This window comes from Streptococcus sp., assembly GCF_019414905.1.
GTDB lineage: Bacteria > Bacillota > Bacilli > Lactobacillales > Streptococcaceae > Streptococcus.
On sequence record NZ_DXLC01000296.1, the window covers coordinates 1 to 1,661 of the forward strand.

The following is a 1,661-nucleotide window of genomic DNA, read 5'->3' on the forward strand; positions in this document are numbered from 1 at the left end:
TATTTGCTGGTCTAGAAAAGGCAAAAGCAATAGCCTGCACAATATTGGCAAAAATCAAAGCGCCAATCATCCAGCTGTCATTCCTTATGAAAGAAATAGCCAGACAAAGAATCCCACAAACAAGGTCTGTCGCCATTAAAATCCTACGACGAGAAAAACGGTCTGATATAACTCCACCAAAGGGATTTACGAGAATAGATGTGACGAGTTCAGAAATCTGATACATTCCTAAAACTGTCTGTCCGATAGTCCCCATGGAAGCCAACCAGACACTATTTCCATAATCATAGAGCATATTTCCTATCTTGTTAACAGCTCCGCGACTAATCAACTGTACTGCATAGCGATTCATATAAAAACTCCTCTCAAATTTTGAAACTATTGTATCAAAACTGAAAGGAGCTTTTTATTTTTTCCCTTATTTGGGAAAATTAATCTTTGACAAATTTTTCGTAGTGTTCCTGATAGTAGGCTACTTGCTCTGGAAGACATAGTAGGTCAAAAATATGCATGGCTTCTTGCATCTGCTTACAGCCTTCTTTACACTGTCCTTTTTGATATAAGGCAAAGCCTTTTAGGTAATGTAAAATATTTCGTTCATACAGACTAATGTTTTTGCCAATAATCTTTTCTGTATAAGTCTCAAAATAGCTTGCATTGTCAAAAGAAAAATGCTCTAAACAATGCTGGTAACAATTGAGGGCCAAAATCAACACTAATCTCTTATGGCGACCAATCTCTTGGTAAAATTCCTCCCTCTCCATAACTTCTCTACCAATCCGAGTGACATAGTCTACATCGTAGAAACTATAGAGATTACCGAAAAGAATCAACTCATACATGGTCCATTCTTCTGTTTTAAAGAGATAATCTGCTACCTTATCCAAATCATCCTGCTTCATCTCATAACTCGAATCTCTTTGACAAATCAGACCCTGTAGCAAAATCCAGTTCAGCTCAAAATATAGGGGATTTGTCGAACTCTTAGCCTTTTCAAGTTGTTCTTCTTGAAGCTTTTGAAAACCTGCAATATTATTTGAGTAGTAAAGCGGAATAATTTGTCCCATCATGGCAACATGTTCATGATTATGGAAATCCCTAGCCTTATCCATGAAATTTTCGATTGTTACATGAATGTTATCCAAAATCTCAAAGAAACGTGAGACTGCTAGATCAGACTCCCCAAGCTCAAAGCGAGATAACTGGGAGGTAGAACAAGACTCTCCTGCGGCCTCCTTTAAAGAATAATTTCCACTTGTCCGAAATTCACGAAATACTTTTCCAAGATGTTCCATCTTTACACCTGCTCTGATAATTCTTCCCATTCAAGCATGGCTTCTTCCTGACGATGGCTTATTTTGTCCAACTCAGCCTGCAATTCCATGAGTTTGCCGGCATCGTTTGTTTCCAACATTTGTTCAGAAATGACTTGGCTTTGACTTTCTAGCTCTTCAATTTCAGCTTCTAGATTTTCGATTTGTCGCATGAGTTTGCGAGCTTCTTTTTGACTTTCTTTCTGAGCTTGATAGTCATTAACTGAGCTTGCTTCTTTTGCTTGATTGCTGGTTGAAGCTTCCTCAGTTTGAATCATTTCTACTTCTGCTTTCTTCTCAACATAGTAGTCGTAGTCTCCAAGGTAAAGAGTCGAACCCTTCTCAGAC

General features: G+C 38.1%; 3 protein-coding genes. All 3 read right to left on the minus strand.

Annotated features, from left to right (window positions below):
* Positions 1-352, minus strand: a 352-nt coding sequence (locus tag QZ359_RS08990; RefSeq protein WP_365968098.1) for an MFS transporter, incomplete at its 3' end; no start/stop codon positions are given.
* A gap of 79 nt (positions 353-431) precedes the next feature.
* Positions 432-1,295, minus strand: a complete 864-nt coding sequence (locus QZ359_RS08995; RefSeq protein WP_293965898.1) for a MutR family transcriptional regulator — start codon at positions 1,293-1,295, stop codon at positions 432-434.
* Positions 1,296-1,297: 2 nt separating this feature from the next.
* Positions 1,298-1,661 (minus strand): ABC transporter C-terminal domain-containing protein (locus QZ359_RS09000; RefSeq protein ID WP_293965897.1); only part of this gene is annotated, 364 nt, incomplete at its 5' end.